The 19,327-nt window shown below is 71.4% G+C and carries 16 protein-coding genes; 10 read left to right on the top strand and 6 right to left on the bottom strand.

Annotated features, from left to right (window positions below; all coding sequences use genetic code 11):
* Nucleotides 1–60: 60 nt before the first annotated feature.
* Nucleotides 61–1,062, bottom strand: a complete 1,002-nt coding sequence (locus ACZ3ZE_RS08220; protein ID WP_467257997.1) for an ABC transporter substrate-binding protein — start codon at nt 1,060–1,062, stop codon at nt 61–63.
* Between the two features lie 494 nt (nt 1,063–1,556).
* The gene (locus ACZ3ZE_RS08225) at nt 1,557–2,579 is read right to left on the bottom strand and encodes a LacI family DNA-binding transcriptional regulator (protein ID WP_361173323.1); all 1,023 of its coding nucleotides are present in this window, start codon (nt 2,577–2,579) and stop codon (nt 1,557–1,559) included.
* Nucleotides 2,580–2,731: 152 nt separating this feature from the next.
* Between ACZ3ZE_RS08225 and ACZ3ZE_RS08230 the strand changes: the two genes are divergently transcribed.
* The 4 genes from ACZ3ZE_RS08230 to ACZ3ZE_RS08245 are packed head-to-tail and all read left to right on the top strand — an operon-like array spanning nt 2,732 to nt 8,215.
* Nucleotides 2,732–4,039: an extracellular solute-binding protein gene (locus ACZ3ZE_RS08230; RefSeq protein ID WP_467257999.1), complete on the top strand. Its 1,308-nt coding sequence runs from the start codon at nt 2,732–2,734 to the stop codon at nt 4,037–4,039.
* 17 nt (nt 4,040–4,056) lie between these two features.
* On the top strand, nt 4,057–5,004 hold the full coding sequence (locus tag ACZ3ZE_RS08235; RefSeq protein WP_363292063.1) for a carbohydrate ABC transporter permease: 948 nt from the start codon (nt 4,057–4,059) through the stop codon (nt 5,002–5,004).
* A complete protein-coding gene (locus ACZ3ZE_RS08240) occupies nt 5,004–5,822 on the top strand; it encodes a carbohydrate ABC transporter permease (protein ID WP_361173314.1) in 819 nt (272 codons plus the stop codon). Before ACZ3ZE_RS08235 ends, ACZ3ZE_RS08240 begins: the two co-directional genes overlap by 1 nt.
* A complete protein-coding gene (locus ACZ3ZE_RS08245) occupies nt 5,819–8,215 on the top strand; it encodes a beta-xylosidase/alpha-l-arabinosidase (RefSeq protein WP_467258002.1) in 2,397 nt (798 codons plus the stop codon). The genes ACZ3ZE_RS08240 and ACZ3ZE_RS08245 overlap by 4 nt, the downstream gene beginning before the upstream one ends.
* A 16-nt stretch (nt 8,216–8,231) precedes the next feature.
* Here the strand turns inward: ACZ3ZE_RS08245 and ACZ3ZE_RS08250 are convergent, their stop codons facing one another.
* Entirely contained in the window at nt 8,232–9,245 is a 1,014-nt protein-coding gene (locus ACZ3ZE_RS08250; RefSeq protein ID WP_363292062.1) for a LacI family DNA-binding transcriptional regulator, read from the bottom strand.
* Between the two features lie 235 nt (nt 9,246–9,480).
* Between ACZ3ZE_RS08250 and ACZ3ZE_RS08255 the strand changes: the two genes are divergently transcribed.
* Nucleotides 9,481–10,446 carry a glycoside hydrolase family 6 protein gene (locus ACZ3ZE_RS08255; RefSeq protein WP_442304799.1) on the top strand — a complete coding sequence of 322 codons (966 nt, stop codon included), beginning with the start codon at nt 9,481–9,483 and terminating at the stop codon, nt 10,444–10,446.
* Nucleotides 10,447–10,575: 129 nt separating this feature from the next.
* On the opposite strand, the gene ACZ3ZE_RS08260 is transcribed toward ACZ3ZE_RS08255, so the two are convergent.
* On the bottom strand, nt 10,576–11,094 hold the full coding sequence (locus tag ACZ3ZE_RS08260; RefSeq protein ID WP_363292061.1) for a universal stress protein: 519 nt from the start codon (nt 11,092–11,094) through the stop codon (nt 10,576–10,578).
* 4 nt (nt 11,095–11,098) lie between these two features.
* Nucleotides 11,099–12,358: an SLC13 family permease gene (locus tag ACZ3ZE_RS08265; protein ID WP_467258549.1), complete on the bottom strand. Its 1,260-nt coding sequence runs from the start codon at nt 12,356–12,358 to the stop codon at nt 11,099–11,101.
* Between the two features lie 373 nt (nt 12,359–12,731).
* Between ACZ3ZE_RS08265 and ACZ3ZE_RS08270 the strand changes: the two genes are divergently transcribed.
* Both ACZ3ZE_RS08270 and ACZ3ZE_RS08275 read left to right on the top strand, forming a co-directional pair.
* On the top strand, nt 12,732–14,888 hold the full coding sequence (locus ACZ3ZE_RS08270) for a glycoside hydrolase family 9 protein (protein ID WP_467258005.1): 2,157 nt from the start codon (nt 12,732–12,734) through the stop codon (nt 14,886–14,888).
* A 96-nt stretch (nt 14,889–14,984) separates the two neighbouring features.
* Nucleotides 14,985–16,334 carry a jacalin-like lectin gene (locus ACZ3ZE_RS08275; protein WP_363292059.1) on the top strand — a complete coding sequence of 450 codons (1,350 nt, stop codon included), beginning with the start codon at nt 14,985–14,987 and terminating at the stop codon, nt 16,332–16,334.
* Between the two features lie 70 nt (nt 16,335–16,404).
* Here the strand turns inward: ACZ3ZE_RS08275 and ACZ3ZE_RS08280 are convergent, their stop codons facing one another.
* On the bottom strand, nt 16,405–17,370 hold the full coding sequence (locus tag ACZ3ZE_RS08280) for a pirin family protein (protein WP_361173293.1): 966 nt from the start codon (nt 17,368–17,370) through the stop codon (nt 16,405–16,407).
* A 157-nt stretch (nt 17,371–17,527) separates the two neighbouring features.
* On the opposite strand from ACZ3ZE_RS08280, the gene ACZ3ZE_RS08285 reads away from it, so the two are divergent.
* The 3 genes from ACZ3ZE_RS08285 (at nt 17,528) to ACZ3ZE_RS08295 (ending at nt 19,247) form a co-directional block, all read left to right on the top strand.
* Entirely contained in the window at nt 17,528–17,875 is a 348-nt protein-coding gene (locus ACZ3ZE_RS08285; protein ID WP_361173290.1) for a tetratricopeptide repeat protein, read from the top strand.
* Between the two features lie 156 nt (nt 17,876–18,031).
* Nucleotides 18,032–18,517, top strand: coding sequence for a hypothetical protein (locus ACZ3ZE_RS08290; RefSeq protein WP_467258007.1), 486 nt, complete (start codon nt 18,032–18,034; stop codon nt 18,515–18,517).
* Nucleotides 18,518–18,608: 91 nt separating this feature from the next.
* Nucleotides 18,609–19,247, top strand: coding sequence for a DUF305 domain-containing protein (locus ACZ3ZE_RS08295; protein WP_363292051.1), 639 nt, complete (start codon nt 18,609–18,611; stop codon nt 19,245–19,247).
* Nucleotides 19,248–19,327 lie beyond the last annotated feature (80 nt).

The following is a 19,327-nucleotide window of genomic DNA, read 5'->3' on the forward strand; positions in this document are numbered from 1 at the left end:
CCTCTCCTGAGGGATCGGGGGCGGCACGAGGGCCGCCCCCGGTCTGGTGCGGGCGGAAGGTCAGTACTGGCGGCCGGGCAGGGCGGCGGCGGCCTGGTCCTGGGTGAAGACGCCCTCCTTGACCTCGACCCGCCGCGGGACGGTCTGCCCCGCCGCGACCTTCTTGGCGAGGTCCATGAGCTGGTCGCCGAGGAGCGGGTTGCACTCGACCACCACGTTGATCTTCTTCTCCCGCATGGCGACGAAGGCGTCCTTGATGCCGTCGACGGAGATCACCTTGATGTCGACGCCGGGCTTCTTGCCCGCCTCCTCGATGGCCTGGATGGCGCCCAGGGCCATGTCGTCGTTGTGGGCGTACAGGACGTCGATGTCCTGGTGGGACTTGAGGAAGGCCTGCATGACCTCCTTGCCCTTGGCGCGGGTGAAGTCACCGGTCTGGGAGGCGACGACCTTGAACTTGGGGTCGCCCTTGATGGCGTCGGCGAAGCCCGCCTTGCGGTCGTTGGCGGGTGCGGAGCCGGTGGTGCCCTGGAGTTCGACGAGGTTGACCGGCGCGGAGGTGCCCTCGTACTCCTTGACGAGCCACTTGCCGGCCTCCTGTCCCTCCTTGACGAAGTCGGAGCCGAGGAACGTGCGGTAGAGGGAGGTGTCCTGGGAGTCGACCGCGCGGTCGGTGAGGATCACCGGGATGCCGGCGTTCTTGGCCTCCTTCAGGACGGTGTCCCAGCCGGACTCCACCACCGGCGAGAAGGCGATGACGTCCACCTTCTGCTGGATGAAGGTGCGGATCGCCTTGATCTGGTTCTCCTGCTTCTGCTGCGCGTCGGAGAACTTCAGCGTGACACCGGCCTTCTCGGCCGCCTCGCGGACGGACTTGGTGTTGGCGGTGCGCCAGCCGCTCTCGGCTCCTACCTGGGCGAACCCGAGCACCAGCTTGCCGTCGGAGGAGCCCTTGCCGGCGCCGCCGGTGCCGCCGGTGGCCGCGGGCTCGGTGGTGCATGCGGTCAACACACTGGCGGCCAGGGCGGCGGCGGCGATGACGCGGAGGGCTCTGTGTGCCATGTTCTGGTTCCTCTCGGGACGTGCGTAGTACCAGGCGGAGCCCTGAAGGCGACGGGCCCGTGAAGGCGTGGCTGCGCATGGGTGGTTGAACCGGGCGGGGCAGGGCGAAGCGTCGGCCCCGACGACCGGCACGCTGGCGAATGCGACACATTGTGAGCGCTAACAGAGCTGTAACTCAAGGGCCTGTACGGCCGTTACCCGTTCTTGACGCAGGGGGCGAGCCGGCAGCGGAGGGCGGAAAGGCCCAGGACCCAGGCGGAGCCCGCAGTCACCGAGGACCCCCTTGCCCCCGTGAGCGGGACGGGACGACTACGGCCCCGATCGAGGCGTCCCGCCGCTGCCGCCGCCTCCGATACAGGGACTTGACGGGGAGATTGACCCGAGACTTGTGAGCGTTAACACTCAGCGAAGGCCGCACGACGGGCGAGGGGACGACCCCTACCGCCTGCGGACATCGCTCACCGCGCGCCGCGAGCGGGCGGGGGCGATACCGTCTACGCCCGCTCCGGCGGTGGGGCGGTGCTCTTCCTGACGACGAGGCTGGTCGCGAGCTCCATGCGCGTCACCGACGGCTCACCGACCCGCAGGCGGAGCAGCATCTGCACCGCTTCCTCGCCCATCTCGCGCAGCGGCTGGTGGACCGTGGTGAGCGGCGGGCTCGACCATCGCGCGATCATCACGTCGTCGTACCCGACGACGGACAGGTCCTCGGGCACGCGCAGCCCGCACACCCGGGCCGCCTCCATGACCCCGAGCGCCTGCAGGTCGCTGCCGGCGAAGACGGCCGTGGGCCGGTCGGGCATCCGCAACAGCTCCATGGCCCCCGCGTATCCGCCCTCGACGTGGAAGTCGCCGAACCGGACGAGGGACGCGTCGTGGGCGAGTCCGGCCATGTTGAGGGCGGATCGGTAGCCGTCGAGCCGGGCCAGGGAGCACAGCATGTCCTCGGGGCCGGTGATGATCCCGATGCGGCGGTGCCCGAGGTCGATCAGGTGCCGGGTCGCGGCGACGCCGCCGGACCAGTTCGCCGACCCGACGGACGGCACATCGGGTTCGGGGTCACCCGCCGGGTCGACGATCACGAAGGGGATCGACCGTGCGCCGAGCTGCCGCTTGACGGCGTCGGGGAGGGAGGAGAAGACCAGGACCACGCCGATCGGCCGGCGCTGGAGCACTCCTTCGATCCAGTCCGGGGCCGGGGCGTGGCGGGTTCCGCTCTCGGTCAGGACCACGCTCGCCCGATGGGCCTTGGCGAGGTTCTCCACTCCCCGGATGAGCTCCATCGACCACACGCTGTCGAGCTCGTGGAAGACGAGTTCGATGAGAGGCGCCTCCCGGCCCACCCGGGTGGTCCGCCGGTACGCGTGCGCTTCGAGGAGCCCTTCCACCTTGTCCCGGGTGCCCGGTGCCACGTCCTGTCGGCCGTTGAGAACTTTCGAAACTGTCGAAAGCGATACTCCGGCCTGCTCCGCCACCTCCGCCAGCGTGATCCGCCTGTTCTCCTCGCCCTCTCGCATCCGAGCAGCATAAAGCACCGCTCTCCGTGTCGACGCCGTCACGCTTTGATAACGCACTGCCGGAGGGTTGACCCCGTTCGCCACGCCCACCTAGCGTCCCGCAACGTGAAGTTTCGACGATTGGATCGAAACTCTTTCGAAGGGGTGAGGCGATGAATCGGCACGTACGGCTCCTGAGAACCGCTGTCGTCGGTGGGGTGTCGCTGGCCATGGCCCTGGCCCTGGCGGCCTGCGGCGGCTCGGGGGATTCCGCCGGAGGTGGCTCGGACAAGATCCACATCCTGGTGTACGGCGATGCCGGCAACAAGGTGGAGAAGCAGCTCGTCGACACCTTCAACAAGACCTCGAAGGTCAAGGCGGTCCTCGACACCGTCCCCGGTGCCGACTACCAGTCGAAGCTGCAGACGATCATCAGCGGCAAGCAGGCACCGGACGTGTTCTTCAACTGGGGCGGCGGCAGCATCAAGCCCTACGTCGACGCGGGCCTCCTGATGCCGCTCGACGACTTCATCAGCAAGGACCCGGGCCTGCGGTCCGCGTTCCTGCCGTCGGTCTTCGACACCGCCGTCGTCGACGGCAAGCCCTACGGCATACCCATGCGCGGCACCCAGCCCGTCCTGCTGTTCAGCAACAAGAAGGTCCTGGCGGAGACCGGTGTCGCCGCACCGCGTACCTGGGACGAACTCCTGGCCGCTGTCAAGGCCCTCAAGGCCAAGGGCATCACTCCCATCGCCCTCGGCGGCGGCGACAAGTGGCCCACCCAGATGTGGTTCCAGTACGTCTACGACCGGGTGGCCGGCCCCGACCACTTCAAGAAGGCGGTGAACGGGGACAAGAGCGTCTGGGCGAGCGCCGACAGCAGGAAGGCCCTCGGCATGCTCAAGGAGCTGATCGAGGCCGGCGCCTTCGGGACCAACTACGACTCGGTCAAGTTCACCGACGGCGGCTCCCCCGCCCTACTGGCCACCGGCAAGGCCGCCTTCGAGCTCATGGGCTCCTGGGAGTACTCCACCCTCCAGGACGCCTACCCGGACTTCGTCAGGAAGGATCTCGGCTACGGCGCCTTCCCGACCGTCGAGGGCGGCAAGGGCGACCCGGACGACCTGGCGGGCAACACCAACAACTTCTACTCGGTCCTGAGGAAAACCGAGCACCCCGAGGCCGTGGCCGAGTTCCTGAAGCTCATGTACTCGGACGACTTCGTCAAGAGCCAGCTCGCCATCGGCAACCTGCCCACCACGACCAACACCCCGAAGTTCCTGGACGGTTCCGCGAGCCCCGCCTACTCGACGTACCAGTACGACCTGGTGAAGAAGGCCCCCGCCTTCCAGCTCTCCTGGGACCAGGCCTATCCCCCGGCGGCCACGACCACCATCTACCAGGCTGTCCAGCAGTTCTTCAACGGACAGACGGGTCCTGACGCCTTCATCGCCGCCCTGCAGAGCCTGCCCGCGGCCTGACCTCCGGAACGCCTGACATGACCACTGCCACAGCCCCAGCCGTGGACAGCGCCGAGCAGCCCGGCCGGCGCGCACGGTCCAGCCGCCCCACGACCGGTGCGGGCCGCCCGGGCTTCGCCTGGGCGGCGCCCGCCGCCGTCTTCTTCGGCCTGTTCGCCCTCGTGCCCCTCCTCCTGGTCGTCGTGCTCTCCTTCACCCACTGGAACGGCCTCGGCTCCCCGGAGTTCGCCGGCTTGGACAACTGGAGCCGACTGCTCGACGACCCCGTCATGGTGAAGAGCCTCTGGCTGACCCTCCTCCTCACCGTCCTCGGCGTCGTCGTCCAGACGCCGATCAGCATCCTGCTCGGCGTCTGGGCGGCCGGCCACCAGCGCAACCGGGCGGTCCTCTCCGCCGTCTACTTCGTCCCGCTCCTGCTGTCCATCACCGCCGTCTCGGTCCTGTGGCGCGCCGTGCTCGACCCCAACTTCGGCGTCCCCTCACAAGCCGAGTGGCTCTTCGGCGACGGCAACCTCTTCGGCACGCGGACCGGCGCCATCGGCGTCCTCGTCTTCGTCAGCACCTGGCAGTTCACCCCCCTGCACACCCTGATCTACCAGGGCGCCGCACGGGCCGTCCCCCGCGTCCTCTACCAGGCGGCCCAGATCGACGGAGCCGGAACGGTCCGTCAGTTCTTCCACATCACCCTGCCGCAGCTGCGGAACACCGTCGTGACCTCGATGATCCTGATGGTGGTCGGGGGACTCACGACCTTCGACACCGTGCTGATCCTCACCCAGGGCGGGCCGGGCACCGACACCACGAACAGCGCCTACTACATGTACCAGAAGGCCTTCAAGAGCTTCGACTTCGGAGGGGCCTCCGCCATCGCACTGCTCCTCGTCCTCGTCGCCACCCTCGTCTCCCTGGTCATGGTGCGCCTGACCGGCTACGACAGGATGCGCAGCACCATGGAGGGCGTGTGATGAGGGACCGTCCCAACCTCCTGGCCGGTTTCGGCTCGCTGATCTGGCTGTTCGTGGTCGGCCTGCCGCTGTACGCCATGCTCGTCGCCACCTTCCAGTCCCGGTCGGACTACGCGGCGAACGGCCCGCTCGCCCTCCCCGAGCACTTCACCCTCGACAACTACGCCGACGACCTCAGCGACGGCTTCGCGCAGTACCTCCTCAACACGGTGATCGTCACGGCCTGCGTGGTCGGCATCGTCCTGCTCCTCGTACCGCCCCTGGCGTACGCCATCGTGAGAAGCGACGGCAGGGCCACCGGGCGGGTCTTCCGTCTCTTCCTGCTCGGGCTGGCCATCCCGTCCCAGGCCGTGATCGTCCCGATGTTCTACCTGATCAACGAGGCCGGCCTCTACGACAACCTCCTCGGCGTCATCCTGCCGACCGCCGCCTTCGCCATGCCCGTCTGCGCCCTGATCCTCACCGGCGTCATGCGGGACATCACGCCCGAGCTGTACGAGGCCATGACCGTCGACGGGGCCTCCCCCGGGAGGATCTTCCTCCAGCTGGTGCTGCCCCTGTCGAAGAGCGGTCTGTCCACGATCGTCGTCTTCTCCTCGCTCCAGGCCTGGAACGGCTTCCTGTTCCCGCTCGTGCTCACCCAGTCCTCGGAGAACAAGGTCATCACCATGGGCCTGTACGACTTCCAGACGGAGCACGGCGTCGACATCCCCGGCCTCCTCGCGGCCGTCGTCCTCTCCATGCTCCCCATCCTGCTCGTCTATCTGTTCGCCCGTCGCGCCCTGGTCCAGGGCCTGATGGGAGTCGGAGGAAAGTGACCGACAACGTGGCCACACAGCCCCAAGCCCCGCACCGCGCCTGGCACGACCCCACGCTCGGCGCGGAAGCCCGTGTCGACGCGCTGATCCACGAGATGACCCTGAAGGAGAAGGTCGCCCAGCTCTTCGGCGTGTGGGTCGGGGCCTCCGACGAGGGCGCCGAGGTCGCGCCGCACCAGCACGACATGGAGGAGCCGGCCGACCTCAACGACCTGCTGCCCGACGGTCTCGGCCAGCTCACCCGGCCCTTCGGAACCGTGCCGGTCGACCCCGCGCTCGGCGCCCTCTCCCTGATGCGGACGCAGCAGCGGATCACGGCCGCGAACCGCTTCGGCATCCCCGCCGTCGCCCACGAGGAGTGCCTCGCGGGTTTCGCGGCCTGGGGCGCCACCGCCTATCCCGTCCCCCTCTCGTGGGGCGCCACCTTCGACCCCGCCCTGATCCGGGAGATGGCCGCGGCCATCGGCCGCGACATGCGCGCGGTCGGCGTGCACCAGGGGCTCGCCCCCGTCCTCGACGTGGTCCGCGACGCCCGCTGGGGGCGCGTCGAGGAGACCATCGGCGAGGACCCGTACCTCGTCGGGACGATCGCCACGGCCTACGTGCAGGGCCTGGAGTCCGCCGGCATCGTCGCCACCCTCAAGCACTTCGCCGGGTACGCGGCCTCTCGCGCGGGCCGCAACCTCGCCCCGGTCTCCATGGGTGCCAGGGAGCTGGCCGATGTGATCCTGCCCCCCTTCGAGATGGCCGTCCGGGAGAGCGGCGTCCGGTCGGTGATGCACGCCTACACCGACACCGACGGCATTCCCTCGGCCGCCGACGACCGACTGCTCACCGGACTCCTGCGGGACACCTGGGGCTTCACCGGCACCGTCGTGGCCGACTACTTCGGGATCGCGTTCCTGAAGACCCTGCACGGCGTCGCCGGCACGTTCGGCGAGGCGGCCGGGGCGGCCCTCGCCGCGGGCGTCGACGTGGAACTGCCGACCGTGAAGACCTTCGGCGCCCCGCTCCTGGACGCGGTCCGGCAGGGACACGTGTCCGAGGAACTCGTGGACCGCGCGGTCCGGCGGGTCCTCCTGCAGAAGACCCTGCTCGGGCTGCTCGACCCCGACTGGAGCCCCGTCCCGCCGGCACTGCGCGGTGCCGACACCGCGGCCGCCCCCGACGCCCTCCGGGGCACGGTCGACCTGGACCCGGCTGCCAACCGGGAGCTGGCCCGCCGCGTCGCCGATCAGTCCGTCATCCTGCTCCGCAACGACGGCATCCTGCCGCTCGACCCGCGAGCTCCCCGCCGGATCGCCCTGATCGGACCCAACTCCGAGGTCGCCACGGCCGTCCTCGGCTGCTACTCCTTCCCCGTCCACGTCGGCGGGCAGCACCCGGACACACCCCTCGGCATCGATCTGCCCACCCTGCGCGAGGCCCTCGTGGCCGAGTTCCCCAACGCCGAGGTCCTCGTGGCGCGCGGCACCGGCGTCGACGACGCCGGGACCGACGGCTTCGCCGAGGCCCTCGAACTCGGCGGCCGCGCCGACGTCGTCGTGGCGGCCCTCGGTGACCGCGCGGGGCTCTTCGGACGGGGCACCAGCGGAGAGGGCTGCGACGCCGAGTCCCTGGTCCTCCCCGGAGCGCAGCAGCGGCTCCTCGACGCACTCCTCGACACCGGTACTCCGGTGGTGACGGCCCTGCTGGCGGGCCGGCCCTACGCGCTCGGCCGGGCGGCCGAGGAGTCCGCCGCCGTCCTGCAGTCCTTCTTCCCCGGCGAGGCCGGGACCGCGGCCATCGCCTCCGTCCTCAGCGGACGGACCAACCCGAGCGGCCGGCTCCCCGTCAGCGTGCCCCGTCACCCCGGGGCCCAGCCGTCCACCTACCTGGCGTCCCGCCTGGGCCACACCAGCGAGGTCTCCAGCATCGACCCGACACCCGCGTTCGGCTTCGGACACGGCCTGACCTACACCGTCTTCGCATGGAACGACCTGGTCGTCGAGAGCACCGAGGTCCCCACGGACGGCGAGGTGCGGCTCGCCCTCACCGTGGCGAACACCGGCGACCGCGCCGGCACCGAACTCGTACAGCTGTATCTGCACGACCCGGTGGCCTCCGTGGTCCGGCCCGTGCAGAGACTCGTCGGGTACGCACGGGTCGACCTGGCTCCTGGGGAGAGGAGGCGGATCCGCTCGGTCGTGCCCGCGGACCTCGCGTCGTTCACCGGCAGGAGCGGGAAGCGCGTCGTGGAGCCCGGAGAGCTGGAGCTGAGACTCGGCTCCTCCAGCACGGAACCGCGACTGACCGCCCGGGTGACCCTGACCGGCCCCGTGCGGCAGGTGGACCACCACCGGCGGCTGCACGCCGACTTCGAGATCCTGCCCGGGCCCTGCTCGCGGGGGTGACCGCGGGGAGGTCCCGTCAGGCGCTGGCGCGGGTGACCAGGCGTGTGGGCAGGATCAGTGGGGTGGGGTCCTGCCCGTCGATGAGCGCGACGAGCATGCGCGCCATCTCGCGGCCGAGACCCTCGATGGGCTGGTGCACCGTGGTCAGCGGCGGATCGGCGATCCGGGCCACGGCCAGGTCGTCGAAGCCGATCACGGCGACGTCGTCGGGGACCAGCCGACCGGCCTCGCGCAGCACGCGCAGCGCCCCGGCCCCCATGTTGTCGCTGGCGGCGAACACCCCTTCCAGGCCGGGATGGTGCGCCAGGAGCGCGGCCATGGCGGCGGCTCCGCTGGACTCGGTGAAGTCTCCGGCTTCCGGCGGATACGGATCGAGGCCCGCCGCCAGCATGGCGTCCCGGTAGCCGCGGTACCGGGCCCGCCCGGCCTCGGTGTCCAGCCGCCCGCAGATCGTGGCCACCCGGGTCCGGCCGGCCGAGATCAGGTACTCGGTCGCCGCGCGCGCTCCGCCGGCGTTGTCGACGTCCACGTACCACCGGGGGTCCACACCGACGGGGCGCCCGCCGAACACGACGGGCATCTGCGCCTCCTCGGCCATGTGGGCCAGCGGATCGTCCTCGCGCAGCGCCATCAGCATCACACCGTCGGCGCCGTGGGACCGGAGAAGCCGCTCCACCCGCTTCCGGCCCCGGTCGGAGGCGGCCAGGCACAGCATCAGGTGCAGATCGGCGTCTTCCAGAGCGGCCGAGGCACCCACGATCACCTGCGCGAAGAACGGATCCGCGAAGATCGACGGATCCTCTCCCGAGACGACCAGGGCGGCCGCCCCCGTCTGACGGGTCGCCAGCGCGCGGGCGGTCGGATTCGGCACGTAACCGAGCCGATGGACGGCCCGTTCGACCGCCTCGCGTTTGGCGCGGCTGACGTGCGGGGCGTTGTTGAGCACACGCGAGGCCACCGACCTCGACACGCCGGCCAGCTCGGCCACCTCGTCGAGCGTCGGCTGCCCCCGCGTCACACCTTCCGCCATGGTCTGCCTTCCTGCCGCGGCGTGAACGCGCGGAAAACTGGGAGCGCTTCCAGTTCCAGGACTGTAAACCCTTCCCGCCGCCGCGTGAAGTGCCGGTTAAACGAGGGCACTTGACAGGCCGATGAGCGCGTCACACGATACCGGCCACCACCAGAGGCACGCGGAGAGCGTGCTGGGACCGCTTCCAATGGGAGCGCTTCCACGCTCTCCACAGGCCAGGAAACGAGGTACTGTCATGCGCCGCAGAATCCGCGCCCTCGCAGCAGCCTTCTTCGCGCTGCCGCTGGCGCTCGCCGTCGCGCCGTCCGCACACGCGGCCGACCCGACCACCCTGACCAGTGGGTTCTACGTGGATCCGAACTCCAGCGCGAAACAGTGGGTCGCCGCCCACCCCGGTGACGGCCGGACGCCCGCGATCAACGCGTCCCTCGCCAACACCCCCATGGCCCGCTGGTTCGGCTCCTGGAGCGGCGCCATCGGGACGGCCACGGGCGCGTACGTGGGGGCGGCGGACTCCGGGGACAAGCTGCCCGTCCTCGTCGCGTACAACATCTACAACCGCGACTACTGCGGTGGGCACTCCGCGGGCGGAGCCTCCTCGCCGTCCGCCTACGCGACCTGGGTCGCACAGTTCGCCGGCGGCATCGCCAACCGCCCGGCCGTCGTCGTCCTCGAACCGGACTCCCTCGCGGACTACGGCTGTATGAACCAGACTCAGATCAGCGAGCGCGAGAGCATGATCACCGGTGCGCTCGCCGAGTTCGACCGCCAGGCCCCCAGCACCTGGGTCTATCTCGACGCGGGCAACCCCGGCTGGGTGAGCCCGGCGACCATGGCCCAGCGCCTCCACGGAGCCGGCCTCCGGCAGGCCCACGGCTTCTCGCTCAACATCTCGAACTACTACACCACCGCCCAGAACACCGCCTACGGCAACGCCGTCAACAGTGAACTGGCCGCCCGCTACGGCTACACCAAGCCGTTCGTCGTCGACACCAGCCGCAACGGCAACGGCTCCAACGGCGAGTGGTGCAACGCGGCCGGCCGCCGCATCGGCACCCCCACCCAGCTGGGCGGCGGCGCCGAGATGCTGCTGTGGATCAAGGCCCCGGGCGAGTCCGACGGCAACTGCGGCGTCGGGGCCGGCTCCTCGGCCGGGCAGTTCCTCCCCGAGGCCGCCTACAAGATGATCTACGGCTACTGACCTCGGACTCCTGTGGCCCGATGTCCGCCGCTGAGCTCCGCCCGTCATCCGGCGCCCGCCGACCGCTGACGCTCCCGGCCGGCCCGGCCGGCGCGACCGCGACCCGTCGGGGGCCCGTCGTCTCCGGCGTCAGGTAGTGCGAGGCGGCGGGGGTGGCAGGGTGGGGAGCCCCGGCGGCGGCTCGGGCCAGACGAGCAGCACCGGGCAGGGCGCGTGGTCGACGACGAACCGGGCGGCGGGGCCGAGGCTGTGCGGCCCGAGATGGGTGCGGTCGCCGTCCCGGGCCAGGATCAGCAGGTCGCGGCCCTCGGCCTCGGCGACGACCTCACGCTCGACGCGTCCTGTGCGCTCGGTACGGGTACAGGGGCGTCCCAGGCGGTCGGCGGCGTCCTGGAGCAGCTGCCGCGCGGAGGCGGCGGCGAGGTGTTCCAGGCGCGTGCCCGGGTCCCGCCCCCAGCCCTCGGCGGGGCGGTGCCCCAAGGGGTGACCGCGGCCGAGCAGTCCGGCGAAGGCACCGTGTGCCGCGCCCGGGACGTCGGCGGGGGTGACGTGCAGGAGGGTGATGTCGGCGTCCGCCGGGCTGTGCGTGCGGGCGGCGTCCACACAGGCGCGCCAGGTGCCCTCGACGATCCAGACGACCACGGCCATGGGTTCAGCCTCCTCCGATGACGGTCAGCGAGAGCCAGAGTGCCGGGACGGCGGCGGCCAGGCTCGCGGGTACCGCGTACGCGCCGAGCCGGGTGAACTCCTTGAGCTCCACCTCACCGTCGTGGGCGTGGACGATGCGCCGCCACAGCAGAGTGGCCAGCGAGCCGGCGTACGTGAGGTTGGGGCCGATGTTGACGCCGAGCAGGACGGCGAGAACGGCCCCGGGCCCCGCCGGCGCGGTCAGCGGCAGCAGCACGAGGACCGCGGGCAGGTTGTTGATGACGTTCGCCAGGACGGCGGCCAGTCCGGCGAGGGCGAACAGTGCCGGCAGTCCCGTGCCCTCGGGGATCAGGTGCCTCAACGCGTCGTCGAGACCGTTGTTCACCACCGCCAGGACCACGATCCCGAGGGCCGGCACGAAGGCGAGGAAGGGCACGGAAGCAGCGCGGACCAGCGCCCGGGGAGAGGTGCGGCGCCGGATCAGGGCCCGCACGGCGAGGGCCAGTGCCCCTGCCAGGGCGGCCCACGCCGGGTCGATGCCGATCGCCGAGGTCAGCACGAATCCGGCCAGCGTGCAGCCCACGGTCACCAGGGCGAACAGTGGCAGCCGCGGCGGCTCGGCCTCCGAGGGGGCCTGTGCTCCGGCGTCCAGGTCGGTGGCGAAGAAACGCCGGAAGACCAGGTACTCGACGCCGATCGCCACCGCCCACGGCAGGGCCATCAGCCCGGCGAACCGGGTGAAGCTCAACCCGCTGGCCGTGAACGCCAGCAGGTTGGTGAGGTTGGAGACCGGCAGCAGCAGGGAGGCCGTGTTCGACAGGTGGGTGCAGGCGTACACGTGCGGTTTGGGGCGGGCTCCGATGCGGGCCGCGGTGGCGAACACCACCGGGGTGAGCAGCACGACGGTGGCGTCCAGGCTGAGCACGGCCGTGATCACCGACGCGGTCAGGAACACCTGGGCGAGCAGACGGCGTGGCCGTCCCGCCGCCGTACGCGCCATCCACGCCCCGCACGCCTGGAAGAGCCCCTCGTCGTCGCAGAGCTGAGCCAGCACCAGCACGGCCGCCAGGAAGCCGATCACCGGCCCGAGTCGTTCCGCCTCGGCCAGCGCGTCGTCGACGGAGAGGGCCCCGGTGGCGATCACCAGTGCCGCGGCCGGGACGGCCACGACCGCCTCAGGCCACCCGAAGGGGCGGACGACCGCGCAGGCGAGCACGAGGACGAGCAGGGCCGCGGACAGCGCCTCCGCGAGCTGGGGGTTCAGGATCGGGTCCTTCCGTAGCGGCGGTCGGGCCCCCGCACCATCACGCCGAACGCTACCCCCTGAGACGTCGCGCCCCGTGAATTGACCGTCCCGCCACTTCCGGCCGTTGCTGTCGGGCCCGTTGACGGTGACGGGCGAGCGTCACTACTGTGCGCTCCGAATCTCCGGCTCATCGACCCCTGTTCGGGCTTCCGCCGCTTGGGAGCGCTCCCATACGTCCCCCGACCATCCATCCGTGCCGCCTTCAGTACGTCCGCCGAGGCAGGGGCCCCGGAGCCGGAGGCGACCGCCTCCGGCCGCCTTGGCGGACGGGCCCGCTCACCCCGACCGACTCCACCTGCTGATCCCCCACCACGACACACAGGAGCCGCTCATGCCTCGCACCGCCCCGCCGTTACTCCGGCCCCCACGCCTCTCCGTCGCCCTGCTCGCGGGCACCCTCCTCCTCGGCGGCCTCCTGACCGCTCCGGCCGCAGCGGACGTCCCCGCCGCCGCGGCGGCCACGGCCGTACGCGTCAACCAGGTCGGCTACCTGCCGGACGGCCCCAAGCGCGCCACCGTCGTCACCACGGCGACGCAGTCGCTCACCTGGCGACTGCGCGACGCGTCCGGAACCGTGGTCGCCTCCGGAACGACCGTCCCCCACGGCGCGGACGCCCCCTCCGGGCAGTCGGTCCAGGTGGCCGACTTCTCCTCCTTCCGGAGCACGGGCTCGGGCTACGTCCTGGCGGTCGACGGCAGCGGCAGCGTGCCCTTCGACATCCGCGCGGACCTCTACGACACGCTGCGCTCCGACGCCATGGCGTTCTTCCACCACCAGCGCAGCGGCATCGCCATCGACGCCTCCCTCGTGGGCTCCGCCTACGCCCGCCCGGCCGGGCACCTCGGCGTCGCGCCCAACCAGGGCGACGTCTCCGTCCCCTGCCAGGCCACCGTGTGCGACTACACGCGGGACGTCAGGGGCGGCTGGTACGACGCGGGCGACCACGGCAAGTACGTGGTGAACGGCGGCATCTCGACCTGGCTGCTCGTCAACTTCTTCGAGCGGGCCGAGCGGGCGGGGAAGGAGGCGGCGCTCGGCGACTCGACGCTGCGCGTGCCCGAGCGCGGCAACGGCACGCCGGACGTCCTCGACGAGGCGCGCTGGGAGCTCGACTTCCTGATGCGGATGCAGGTGCCCGAGGGCAGGCCGTACGCGGGCATGGCGTTCCACAAGGTCCATGACGCGGCCTGGACGGGCATGCCGATGCGCCCCGACCAGGACGCCCAGCCCCGCGAGCTGCACCGCCCGTCCACGGCGGCGACGCTCAATCTCGCGGCGGCTGCCGCGCAGTGCGCCCGGGTCTTCCGACCGTACGACCCGGCGTACGCCGACCGCTGTCTGTCCGCCGCCCGCCGGGCCTGGGCGGCGGCGCTGGCCAACCCGGCCCTGTACGCGCCGGCCACGGACAGCACGGGCGGCGGGGCCTACGAGGACGCGCGGGTCACCGACGAGTTCTACTGGGCGGCGGCCGAGCTGTACGCGTCGACCGGTGAGAGCGTCTACCGGGACGCGGTCACCTCCTCGTCCTGGCACACCGCCGCCGATGCCTTCACCCCGTACGGTTTCGGCTGGGCGGACACGGCCGCGCTGGGCAGGCTCACCCTCGCCACGGTGCCCAACGGGCTGCCGACCGCCGACCTGACCCGCGTCCGCGCCTCGGTGAGCTCGGCCGCCGACGTCTACCTGGCCCGGATGGGCGCTCAGGGCTACGCGGTGCCCGTCCCGGCGGACGGGTACTTCTGGGGCTCGAACGGCGAGGTCGCGGGCGACGCGATCGTCATGGCCGTAGCCGGAGAACTGACCGGCGACGGGCGCTATCGCGCCGGAGCCCTGGAGACGATGGACTACCTCCTCGGCCGTAACGCCCTGGGCCGGTCCTACGTATCCGGCTACGGCGAGACGCCCTCGCAGAACCAGCACCACCGCTTCTGGGCACACCAGTTGGACGCCTCGCTGCCCCATCCTCCGGCGGGGTCGCTCGCGGGCGGTCCCAACAGCGGGCTCCAGGACCCGGTGGCACAGGAGAAGCTGACCGGCTGCGCTCCCGCCGCCTGCTACGTCGACGACATCGGCTCGTACTCCACCAACGAGGTGGCGGTGAACTGGAACGCCCCGCTGGCGTGGCTCGCCGCCTACGCCGCCGAGCGGACGTCCACCGGCGAACCGCCCACCGCGGCCTGCGCGGTGACGTACGCGGTGCAGAGCGTCTGGAGCACCGGCTTCACCGCCACCGTCACCGTCCGGAACACGGGCCCGACGGCCGTGGACGGCTGGCAGCTGACCTGGGCCTACCCGGCCGGCCAGCGCGTCACGAGCGCCTGGAACGCGACCGTCACCCAGGACGGCACCACCCTCAGCGCCCGCGACGCCGACTGGAACCGGACGATCGCCCCGGGCGGGACCGCCGCCTTCGGAGTCCAGGGCACCCACACCGGCACCAACCCCTCCCCCACCGCCTTCGCACTCGACGGGAGCCCCTGCGCCTGATCCGCCGCCGGCCAGGCCCGGGCGGACGCAGCCGCCCGGGCCTGGCCGCGGCCGCGTACTCCCCCACCGCTTCCGCGCACCTTCCAGGAGACCCCCATGCGCAGACTTCTCGCCTGTCTGACAGCGACGGCGGCCGCTCTGGCCGGACTCACCGCGACGGCGCCCCCGGCGACCGCGACGACGGCCGCCGACTCGGGCGCCTTCAGCGTGCTCACGTACAACGTGGCCGGCCTGCCCGAGAGCCTCTCCAGCGCCCCGACGCCACGCGAACCCGCCACCACGGAGATCGGCAGGCGGATCGCGCCGTACGACGTCGTCCACGCCCAGGAGGACTTCAACTACCACGCCCGCCTGTACGCCGCCGACACCGCCCACCCCCACCGCACCCCCACCAGCGGCGGGGCGGGTATCGGCAGCGGGCTCAACACCCTGTCGAAGTCCCCTGACGACAGGGACGACTTCGAGCGGGTGCGCTGGAACTCCTGCCAGTACGACTCCGGCGACTGCCTGACCCCCAAGGGCTTCACCTTCGCCCGGCAGCGCCTCGCCGAAGGCGTGTACGTCGACTTCTACAACCTGCACACCAACGCCGGTACGAACGCGGGAGACCTGAAGTCCCGCGCCGACAACCTGAACCAGCTCACCGCCTTCATCACGACCCACTCGGCCGGCAACGCGGTCGTCGTCATGGGCGACACCAACACCCGCTACACCCGCGCCGGCGACACCATCGCCGAGTTCGCCGCCGCCAACGCGCTCACCGACGCCTGGGTCGAGCTGATCCGCGCCGGCACCCCGCCCGCCAAGGGCAGCGACGCCCTCGTGTGCGATCAGTCCCAGCCGACCGTGCCACCCACCTGCGAGGTCGTGGACAAGGTCCTGTACCGCGGCAGCCGGCTCGTCTCCCTGAAGGCCACCTCCTACGCCAACGAGCACGCCGCGTTCCTCACCACCGACGGACGCATGCTCTCCGACCACGACCCGATTGCGGTGAACCTCTCCTGGTCGCGCAACCCGGCCTTCCGGCTGAGCGACCAGTTCGGCGGACCGCACGGCGATCCCTTCAACGACCTCGACAGCGTCCCCACCGGCGCCCGTGCCACCACCCTCACCGTGAGCGCCGGCTCCCGGATCGACCGGCTGGCCCTCACCCTGGGCAACGGCACGACGCTCGCCCACGGCGGAACCGGAGGCACCACGGCCTCCCTCACACTCGGCAGCGAGGAGTACGTCACCACCGCGTACCTGTGCCGGGCCCAGAAGGACGGCCGCACCCGGATCTTCCACGCCAGGTTCACCACCAGCCTCGGCCGCACCCTCGCCGGCGGGACACCGACCTCCGACTGCGTCACCGACACCGCCCCTCCCGGCTGGCAGATCAGCGGCTTCCACGGCCGCTCGGGCGACGAGATCGACAAGATCGGCTTCATCCACACCCAGCGCTGACGGAGTCACGACCACAGCCAGGGGCGGAGCGTCCCCACCCCCCCCCTCGGCCCGACGGAGAAGCCACAGGTCAGCGCACCCGACCCCGCGCCTTCAGCTGCGTCGCCGGGACCTCCGGCGCGTCCAGCCGATCGCCGTCGTACCCCTTCACCTCACCGAAGCGGTCGCCCGTCATCCACTGGTCGCGCGCCACGCGGATCTCCTCGTCCGTACGCCCCACGAAGTTCCACCACATCACGATCTCCTCCTCGAAGGGCTCGCCGCCCAGGAGCATGAGGCCCGCGTCGGAGTCGGCGCGCAGGGGGAGTTCGCTGCGGCCGCAGCCGAGGTAGAGCATGGAGCCGGGGAGGACGGGGACGCCGTCGACGTGGGCCTCGCCGGACATGGCGAGGACCGCGTACTCGAAGTCCGGCTCCAGGGGGAGGCGGACCTCGGCGCCGGCGGTGAGGGTCAGGTCGGCGCCGGTGATCGGGGTGTACGTCGTGCCCGGGGAGACCGCGCCGGCGAGTTCGCCGAGGATCACGGTGGCGGTGAGGCCGGGGGCCGTGACGTGCGGGAGTTCGGCGTGGTGCTGGAAGTGGGGTTCGACGTGCCGGTGGGCGTCGGGGAGGGCGACCCAGAGCTGTGCGCCGTGCAGGTAGCGGGCGTGGTCGCGGGGGCTCTCCTCGGAGTGGGAGATCGCCCGGCCGGAGGTCATCAGGCCCAGTTCGCGCGGCCCGATGGCCTGCAGGCTGCCGGTGGAGTCGCGGTGCAGGACCTCGCCCTGGTGGAGCCAGCTGACGGTCTGCAGCCCCATGTGCGGGTGGGGCGGGACCTGCATGCCGGGTTCGTCGGCGATGTCGTCGGGGCCGTAGTGGTCGACGAAGGCCCAGGCGCCGACCATGCGGCGGCCGAGGTTGGGGAGCAGGCGGCGCACCTCGGTCGATTCGCCGAGCTGGACGTGGCGGGGGCTGAGGAGTTCCCGTACCGGCTCGGCGACGACGAATCCGCGTCCGCCGCAGACCTGGAGGGCGGCCTGGCGATCAAGATTGCTCATGGCGTTCAACCTATTCCTGTCGGGGGGCCACAGGTCCCCGGTACGGCGTGGACCCGCGCCGCAATATTGGTGGAATGTTCAAACACATGGCGGTGTTACAGGGGGCACAAGGAGGTCCACCCCAGGATTTCCACCCCCAGGAGAGAGAGCCGGAGCAGTGAGCGAGGAGACGTACTACGAGTTCGGGACCGCGGGCGAGCAGTGGGACCGCGCACAGCTCTTCTTCGAGGCGAAGGAGTACCTGACGGCCGTACGCATCCTGCGCGGTCTGGTCGCCGAGCACCCGGACCAGACGGCCCAGCGACTGCTGCTCGCCCGTGCGTACTACCACTCCGCCCAGCTCTCCCGTGCCGAGGAGGAGCTCCGCACCGTCCTGGAGCGCGACCCGGTGGAGCACTATGCCCGGCTGATGCTCGGCCGCACGCTGGAGCGGCAGGGCAGGGCGGCGGAGGCCGCGCCGCATCTGCGGATGGCCGCGGCGATGGCGGGTGAGCTGCCGGAGTGACCGGCCGCGCCCCCGTCGCGCTCACCACCACGACGAGGCGACACGTCTGGTACCCGTGCGGGGTATCCGGCGCCTGGTTCGGTATCGTCGGGGCAGGAGGTCGACGACGTGCACGTGGGACGGGCGGGACGCAGCGCCACACGAGCGGGAGGTGCCATGGCGCACCTGCTGCTCGTCGTCGTGCTGGCGCTCGGCGTCTTCGTGATGCACTCGGTCGGGCACCCGGAGGGTTCCTCGGGGACTTCCTCAGGGGGTTTCTCAGGGGGCGACGGGATGGCCGCGACGGCAGTCGGGGCCGTCCAGCACGTCGCCGCCCCGGCGCGGCCGGCGCAGCACCACGAGTCCGGCTCCCGGGGGATGTCGGCGGACGCGACCCCGTACGAGAAGACGTACGGCTCCACGTACGACTCCACCCATGGCTCCACTCACGGCTCCACTCACGGTTCCGGCATGGGGATGGACATGACCACGCTCTGCGTGGCCATCCTCGGCGTCTGGCTGCTCGCCGCCCTCCTCAGGGCCGCCCTCGGCCGCCGCGCGGACGGGATCGCCCCGCTCCTGGCGCGGCTGCTGCCCTTCCTCGGCCCGAACGCCCCGCCGCGCCCACCCGACCTCGCCCAGCTGTCGATCCTGCGGATCTAGGCCGTTTCGCCACCGCGGGCGCCTCGCGCTGCCCGCAGACGTGATCGGCCCACCCACGAACGAACGACAGCACACACGAGGTGTGACACACATGCGTGCCTTCACCACCCGCAAGACCCGTACCCGTACGACCCGCAAGCTCGCGATGACCGGCGCCGTCGCGGCGGCCGGGCTGCTGCTCGCCGCCTGCTCGGGCTCCGACTCCGGCGACTCCATGGGCGGCATGGACCACGGCGGGAAGACCTCCGCCTCCGCGTCGGCGTCCGCGTCGGCCGGGGCCTTCAACGACGCGGACGTGATGTTCGCGCAGATGATGATCCCGCACCACGAGCAGGCCCTGAAGATGGCCGAGCTGGCCGACGGGCGCGCCGAGGACGCCGAGATCAAGAAGCTGGTCGGCGAGATCGAGAAGGCCCAGGACCCGGAGATCCAGAAGATGAAGGGCTGGCTCAAGACCTGGGGCAAGCCCGAGAGCATGGGCGGCGGCGGACACGGCATGGCCGGGATGATGTCCGACGCGGACATGACCGCCCTCGCCGCCACGAAGGGCAAGGCCTTCGACCGCAAGTTCGCCGAGCTGATGATCGCCCACCATGAAGGCGCGGTGGAGATGGCGAAGACCGAGCAGAAGAACGGCAGTGACGCGGCGGCCAAGAAGGTGGCCGACGACGTGGTCCGGACTCAGGCGGCCGAGATCGCCCAGCTGAAGAAGATCCTCGAACGGCTCTGACGGTCGGCTCTGACGGTCGGCTCTGACGGTCGGCTCTGACGGTCGGCTCTGACGGTCGGCTCTGACGGTCGGCTCTGACG

The organism is Streptomyces sp. NPDC023157, from assembly GCF_055560575.1.